Origin of the sequence: Streptomyces sp. URMC 127, assembly GCF_051386535.1 — a bacterium.
GTDB lineage: Bacteria > Actinomycetota > Actinomycetes > Streptomycetales > Streptomycetaceae > Streptomyces.
Genome location: NZ_JBPQTW010000292.1, coordinates 1 through 7,026, shown reverse-complemented (window position 1 = coordinate 7,026; position 7,026 = coordinate 1). Strand labels below are relative to the sequence as shown.

Sequence of the window (7,026 nt, the reverse complement as noted above, 5' to 3'; positions counted from 1 at the left end):
CCCCGGGCCCGGTCCCAGCCCCTGCCCCGGGCCCGGGGCGGGGGCCGGGCCAGGTGCCGTACGCGCCATGGACCTGTGCCTGCTGCGGGAGTCCCTCGCGCGCGAGTGCACGGAGGCCGAGACCGCGCTCGCCCTGCAGGGCCTAGGCGCGCACCCCGTCGCGCAGTACGGCAGCGCGCGGCAGCGGGCCCGGTGGATGCCCGAGGTCGTCGCGGGCCGAGCCGTGGCCGCGTTCGCGCTGAGCGAGCCGGCGGCCGGGTCCGACGCGGCGGCGCTGGAGCTGCGCGCCGAGCCGGATCCGGCGGGCGCCGGGGACGGCTGGCGCCTCACAGGCGAGAAGACGTGGATCTCCAACGCCCCCGAGGCCGACGTGTACACCGTCTTCGCCCGCACCGGGCAGGCCCCGGGCTCGCGCGGCGTGACGGCGTTCCTCGTACCGGGCGACAGCGCGGGACTGTCCGGCCGGCGCCTGGACATGCTCAGCCCCCACCCCATCGGCACGCTGGCCTTCGACGGCGTGCCCGCCGGCGCGGGGGACGTGCTCGGCGTGCCGGGCGGCGGCTTCCGCGTCGCCATGCGCACGCTCGACCTCTTCCGGCCCAGCGTGGGCGCGTTCGCCGTGGGCATGGCGCGGGCCGCGCTCACGGCGGCCGTCGCCCACGCCGGGGAGCGGCGCGCCTTCGGCGGCCCCCTGAAGGACCTGCAGGCCGTCTCCCACCAGCTCGCCGAGATGGCCACCCGGACGGAGGCGGCGGCGCTGCTGGTGTACGCGGCGGCCGCGGCGTACGACGCGGGCGAGCCGGGCATCGCGGCCCGCTCGGCCATGGCCAAGCTCTTCGCGACCGAGACCGCGCAGTACGTCGTGGACGCCGCCGTCCAGCTCCACGGCGCCCGCGCCCTGCGCCGGGGGCACCTGCTGGAACACCTCTACCGGGAGGTGCGCGCGCCGCGGATCTACGAGGGGGCGAGCGAGGTCCAGCGCACGATCATCGCGAAGGAGCTGTACCGGTGAAGGGGGCGGAGGGCGAGGGCGAGGGTGGGAGTGGGAGTGGGGCCGGGCCTGTGCTCCGGCGGGTCAACCCTGCGGAGCTCTCGCCGCCGGCGGGCTTCTCGCACGCCGTCACCGTCTCCGGCGGGCGGCTGGTGTTCCTCGCCGGGCAGACGGCGCTGGACGCCGCGGGCCGCATCGTGCCGGGCAGCCTGCCCGAGCAGTTCGAGCGGGCGCTCGGCAACCTGCTCCGGGCCCTGCGCGCCGCGGGCGGCGGGCCGGAGCACCTCGCGCGCGTCACCGTCTACGCCACCGACGTCGCCGGCTACCGGGCGCACGCCCCGGAACTGGGCCGCATCTGGCGGCGGCTGGCCGGGCGGGACTACCCGGCCATGGCCGTGGTGGGCGTGGTGCGGCTGTGGGACGAGGAGGCGGTGGTCGAGGTGGACGGGATCGCGGTGCTGCCGTGAGGCGGATGCCCCTTGGGTGACCGCTGTTGTGAACGTGCGGATCGCGGTGGACGCTTATGCCGCCGGACTCTCACGGCTGTGGTGCGGCGCCGTTGCGGCGGGATTCGCCTTCGGCGCTTGCGGCGGGGGCGCACCGTCCAGGTGCGGCGCACGGCTTCAGAAGCCGGTGCATGTCGCCGTCGCGTCCGGGCCGGAGGCCGTGGCCGTCCGCGGGCGTCCGTCGTCCACTGTCACGGAGCAGGACACCGTGCCGCCGTCCTTGCCGGTCGTGACCGCCAGCAGGCCGCCCTTCACGAAGTCCTGGGTCGTGAGTTCCTTGCGCCAGGGAAGGTCGCGGTGGCTCTCCTTCTGCGTCAGGAGAGCGCCGTCGTTCCAGGTGGTGTACGCGATGGCCACGTCCTTCGCGCTGCCGGTCACCTCGTACCGCACCCGGACCGTCTTGCCGGTCTCCTCGGCGAGCCCGACGACGAGCGCCGCGCACCCGCCGGCCAGCAGGAGCACCACGGCGAGCAGCACCCACGGCCACTTGCGGCGCCCCTTGCGGGCATGGGCAGGGGGCGGCGCCCACTGACCGTGCCCGGGGCCGCCGCCGCCCGGATGCGGGGTACTCATGCGGCCAGCATGCCGCCGCCCGCGCGGTGCGGCGACCGGGGACCACCCGTACGGGCGGCGGCATGCGCCGCGGGCGCGGCAGACGAACCTCCCCCGCCGCAACGGCGCACCACCACAACGGCGAGGGTCCGGCGGAATGCCGGCACCCCGCACCGCCGCGTACCCCGGACCGACCGGCCCGCGGCTCCTACAGCCGCGGCTCGACCGGTTCGGACTCCAGGGCCAGCACCCCGAAGACCGCCTCGTGCACGCGCCACAGCGGCTCGCCCTCCGCCAGCCGGTCCAGCGCCTCCAGGCCGAGCGCGTACTCGCGCAGGGCGAGCGAGCGCTTGTGGCCGAGGTGGCGCGCGCGCAGCCGGGTCAGGTTGTCCGGGCGGGTGTACTCGGGACCGTAGATGATCCGCAGGTACTCCCGGCCGCGGCACTTGACGCCCGGCTGGACCAGCCGCCCGCCCTCGGTCCGTACGAGCGCCTGCAGCGGCTTGACGACCATGCCCTCGCCGCCGGCGCCCGTCAGGTCCAGCCACCACCGCACGCCCGCGGCGACGGACGCCTCGTCCTCGGTGTCGACCACCAGGCGGCGGGTGGGGGCGAGGATCCCCGCCCCGTCTCCGGCCCGCTCGTCGCCGGCTCGCTCGTCGGCCGCGACGAGGCGGTCGATCAGGGCGAGCTGCTCGTCGTGCGGCAGCGCGGCGAGGCTGTGCCCCTGGGCGGCCAGGATCTGGAACGGCGCCAGGCGGACGCCGTCCAGCCCCTCGACGGGCCAGCAGTAGCGCCGGTACGCCTCCGTGAAGGCCGCCGCGTCCGCGGCCCGCCCGCGCTGGCGGTCCAGCAGCGCGGACACGTCCACGCCGCGCTCCGCCGCCGACTCCAGCGCGGCGAGCGCCGGCGGGAAGACCGCGCCGGACGCGGCGCCCACGGCCGCGTACTGGTGGCGCAGCAGCCCCTGCGCCTTGAGGGACCAGGGCATGAGCTCGGCGTCCAGCAGCAGCCAGTCGGTCTCCAGCTCCTCCCACAGCCCGGCCGCACCGGCCGCGCCGCTCAGCCGCCGCAGGACGCTCTCGGTCATCGCGGGGTCGTCGAAGAACGGCCGGCCGGTGCGGGTGTACAGCGCGCCGCTCGCCCCGCCGGTCGCGCCGAAGCGCTCCCGCGCCACGTCCGCGTCGCGGCACACGAGGGCCACGGCCCGCGAGCCCATGTGCTTCTCCTCGCACACCACCTGCCGCACCCCGTCGGCGCGGTAGGCGGCGAACGCCTCGGCCGGGTGCTCCAGGTAGCCCTCCTCCTGGGAGGTCGCGCAGGGCGCCATGGTCGGCGGGAGGTAGGGCAGCAGCCGCGGGTCGACGGCGAAGCGGCTCATGACCTCCAGGGCGGCCGCGGCGTTCTCCTCCTTCACGGCGACCCGGCCCATGTGCCGGGTCTCGACGGCGCGGCGGCCGGTGACGTCGGCCAGGTCGAGCGGGCGCCCGTCCTCGCCGCCGGGCGCGTCGCTCGCCAGCGGCCGTACCGGCTCGTACCAGACGCGCTCGGCCGGTACGTCCACCAGCTCGCGCTCGGGCCAGCGCAGCGCGGTCATCTTCCCGCCGAAAACGGCGCCGGTGTCCAGGCAGATGGTGTTGTTCAGCCACGTGGCGGACGGGCTGGGCGTGTGGCCGTAGACCACGGCGGCGCGGCCGCGGTACTCCTCGGCCCACGGGTAGCGCACGGGCAGGCCGAACTCGTCGGTCTCGCCCGTCGTGTCCCCGTACAGCGCGTGCGAGCGCACGCGGCCGGAGGTGCGGCCGTGGTACTTCTCCGGCAGGCCGGCGTGGCAGACCACCAGCTTGCCCTCGTCGAGGACGTAGTGGCTGACGAGCCCGTCGATGAACTCCCGCACCTGCGCGCGGAAGGCGGGGTCGCGGGCGTCCTCGCGCTCCAGCTGCTCGATGGTCTCGGCGAGCCCGTGCGTCTGCTGGACCTTCCTGCCCGCCAGCCAGCGGCCGAGCTTGTTCTCGTGGTTGCCCGGCACGCACAGGGCGTTGCCGGAGGCGACCATGCCCATGACGCGGCGCAGCACGCCGGGGCTGTCCGGGCCCCGGTCGACGAGGTCGCCGACGAACACGGCGGTGCGGCCGCCGGGGTGGACGCCGTCCTCGTACCCCAGCTTCGACAGGAGCGTCTCCAGCTCCGAGCTGCAGCCGTGGATGTCACCGATGATGTCGAAGGGGCCCGTGAGGTGCCGCAGGTCGTTGAAGCGGCGCTCCAGGACGACTTCGGCGGCCTCGACCTCCTCGACGCTGCGCAGCACGTGCACCTTGCGGAAGCCTTCGCGCTCCAGGCCGCGCAGGGAGCGGCGCAGCTCGCGGCGGTGGCGCTGGATGACGTGCCGGGGCAGACCGGCCCGGTCGGCGCGGCCGGCGTTGCGCGCGGCGCACACCTCCTCGGGCAGGTCGAGGACGATGGCGATGGGCAGCACGTCGTGCTCGCGGGCGACCCGGACCAGCTGACGGCGGGCCTCGGCCTGGACGTTGGTCGCGTCGATCACGGTGAGGCGGCCGGCGGCCAGGCGCTTGCCCGCGATGTAGTGCAGGACGTCGAAGGCGTCGCCGCTGGCGCTCTGGTCGTTCTCGTCGTCGGCGACGAGGCCGCGGCAGAAGTCCGAGGAGATCACCTGGGTGGGCTCGAAGTGCCTGCGGGCGAACGTGGACTTGCCGGAGCCGGTCGCGCCGATCAGGACCACGAGGGAGAGGTCGGTGACGGGGAGAGGGCGGGGCGCCCTGCCGGCGGCTGCGGCTGTTTCCGTGCTGGTCATGCGGCCTTCTCCTGCTTCGGCACGTTCTCTGTCTCTTTCCCGGTCTCTTTCTCGGTCTCTTTCTCCGTACGGGTGAAGACGCCCATCTGGGTCGGCGGTCCGACCTCGGGGTCGTCCGGCCCCACCGGCGCGTACGCCACCTCGTAGCCGTACCGCTCCGCGACCTCGGCCGCCCACGTGCGGAACTCCTCGCGCGTCCACTCGAAGCGGTGGTCGGCGTGGCGCACGTGCCCGGCGGGGAGGGTCTCCCAGCGGACGTTGTACTCGGCGTTCGGCGTGGTCACGACGACCGTCGCCGGGCGCGCCGCGCCGAACACCGCGTGCTCCAGGGCGGGCAGCCGCGGCAGGTCGAGGTGCTCGATCACCTCGCTGAGCACCGCCGCGTCGTACCCGGCCAGCCTGCGGTCGGTGTACGCGAGCGAGCCCTGGAACAGCGTGACCCGCGCGGCCTGCCGCTCGATCATCCGGTCCAGGCGCAGCCGCCGCGCGGCGATCGCGAGGGCACGCGCGGAGACGTCCATGGCGGCGACTTCGGTGAACCGCGGGTCCTTGAGGAGCTCCCCGACGAGCTGGCCCTGGCCGCAGCCCAGGTCGAGGACGCGCGCCGCACCGCAGGCGCGCAGGGCGCCGAGGATCGCCGCGCGGCGCTGCACGGCCAGCGGCACGGGCCGCTCCTCGGTGTCCCTCTCCTCGTCGACGGCGTTGTCGAGCTCCTCGGCCTCGGTGTCGTCGGACTCGGCGAGGCGGGCGAGGGCCAGCCGCTCCAGGGCGTCGCGGGTCAGCGACCAGCGGCGGCCCAGGTAGCGGCCGGCGATCAGGCGCTGTTCGGGGTGGTCCTCCAGCCAGCCCTCGCCGGCCCGCAACAGCTTCTCGACCTCGTCGGACGCCACCCAGTAGTGCTTGGCGTCGTCGAGGACGGGCAGCAGGACGTAGAGGTGGCGCAGGGCGTCGGCGAGCCGCAGCTCGCCCTCCAGCACCAGGCGTACGTAGCGGGAGTCGCCCCACTGCGGGAACGTCTCGTCCAGCGCGACCGGCTCCGCCGTGACCGTCCAGCCCAGCGGGGCGAACAGCCGCTCCACGAGCGCGGCGCCGCCGCGTGCGGGCAGCACCGGCACCTCGACGCGCAGCGGGCGCGCCGCTCCCGGCAGCTCGGGCCGGGCGGCGCACTGCCCCTTCAGCGCGGTGGAGAAGACGCTGCCGAGCGCGACGGCGAGCAGCGAGGACGCCGCGTAGGGGCGGTCGTTGACGTACTGGGCGAGGGCGGAGTCGGGCGCTCCGCCGCGGCCCTTGCCCTTGGCCTTCCGCACCAGCGCGACCGGATCGATCTCCAGCAGGAGCGCGGCGGTGCAGCGCTCCGCGCCGGCCTCGGGATAGAGGACGTGCGCGGTGCCGTGGGAGGTGGAGAACTGCTGCGCCTTCTCAGGATGCTTGTGCAGCAGGAATCCGAGATCGGTCGCGGGGGATCCGGGCGTGCCGGTGGTGGATATCGTCAGGAACACGCGGTCGAGTATCGCCTGCGACGACGGGATCCCACGAATTCTTTTCGTCTCGCGGGAAACGCCGGAAATCCATTCACGTCACGTGACGTGCAGGCGATGTGCACGTCAGCAGGCCGTTCAGCAGGGCGCGGGTGAGGACCGCGATGGTGAACCCGCAAGTGATCTCGCCTGCCGCCACCATCTCCGAGACCTCCGGCCAGGGCCGGGGAACGATGCGCCGGATGCCTTCCGACGTTTCCGGCGGACCGAAACGGTCGATGCGGGCGGCGAACAGCTCGACGTGATCACCGATCAGGCCGCTGTCGGGGTGCAGCCGGCCGAGGGAAATCCATTCGGTGGCTTCCGCTCCGATTTCCTCGGCGAGTTCCCGGGCGGCGCTTTCCGCGCTGGTGGCGCCCGGTGCGCCCATACCGCGGGGCACTTCCCAGTGCCAGGAGCGGGTGGCGTGGCGGTAGTGCTCGACGAGGACGATGTCGCCCGCGGCGGTGAGGGGGAGGACGACCGCGCCGGGGCTCGCGGCCGTGGAGAGCATGCGGACGTAGAGGCCGAGGGCGCCGCCGGGGAAACGGACGGCATCACGGAGGAGGGTGACGAAGCGGTCGGCGTAGACGACGCCGACAGGCGTCTCCCCGGCCTCCGGTGCGTCTCCCGCCCCGCCTCCCGTCC

General features: G+C 74.9%; 6 protein-coding genes. 2 read left to right on the top strand and 4 right to left on the bottom strand.

Translation table 11 applies throughout. The annotated features are described in order from the left end of the window. Nucleotides 1-1,012: acyl-CoA dehydrogenase family protein (locus ACSNOH_RS32250; protein ID WP_436725000.1), on the top strand; the 1,012-nt coding region annotated here is incomplete at its 5' end. A 50-nt stretch (nucleotides 1,013-1,062) separates the two neighbouring features. After that, the gene (locus ACSNOH_RS32245; protein ID WP_436725001.1) at nucleotides 1,063-1,458 is read left to right on the top strand and encodes a RidA family protein; all 396 of its coding nucleotides are present in this window, start codon (nucleotides 1,063-1,065) and stop codon (nucleotides 1,456-1,458) included. A gap of 156 nt (nucleotides 1,459-1,614) precedes the next feature. On the opposite strand, the gene ACSNOH_RS32240 is transcribed toward ACSNOH_RS32245, so the two are convergent. The 4 genes from ACSNOH_RS32240 to ACSNOH_RS32225 all read right to left on the bottom strand — a co-directional run. Beyond that, nucleotides 1,615-2,070 carry an MmpS family transport accessory protein gene (locus tag ACSNOH_RS32240; protein ID WP_436724999.1) on the bottom strand — a complete coding sequence of 152 codons (456 nt, stop codon included), beginning with the start codon at nucleotides 2,068-2,070 and terminating at the stop codon, nucleotides 1,615-1,617. A gap of 187 nt (nucleotides 2,071-2,257) precedes the next feature. Further along, the gene (locus ACSNOH_RS32235) at nucleotides 2,258-4,861 is read right to left on the bottom strand and encodes a polynucleotide kinase-phosphatase (RefSeq protein WP_436724998.1); all 2,604 of its coding nucleotides are present in this window, start codon (nucleotides 4,859-4,861) and stop codon (nucleotides 2,258-2,260) included. Further along, nucleotides 4,858-6,360 carry a 3' terminal RNA ribose 2'-O-methyltransferase Hen1 gene (locus ACSNOH_RS32230; protein WP_436724997.1) on the bottom strand — a complete coding sequence of 501 codons (1,503 nt, stop codon included), beginning with the start codon at nucleotides 6,358-6,360 and terminating at the stop codon, nucleotides 4,858-4,860. Before ACSNOH_RS32230 ends, ACSNOH_RS32235 begins: the two co-directional genes overlap by 4 nt. A gap of 73 nt (nucleotides 6,361-6,433) precedes the next feature. Continuing rightward, a partial coding sequence (locus ACSNOH_RS32225; protein WP_436724996.1) for an NUDIX hydrolase occupies nucleotides 6,434-7,026 on the bottom strand: 593 nt, incomplete at its 5' end.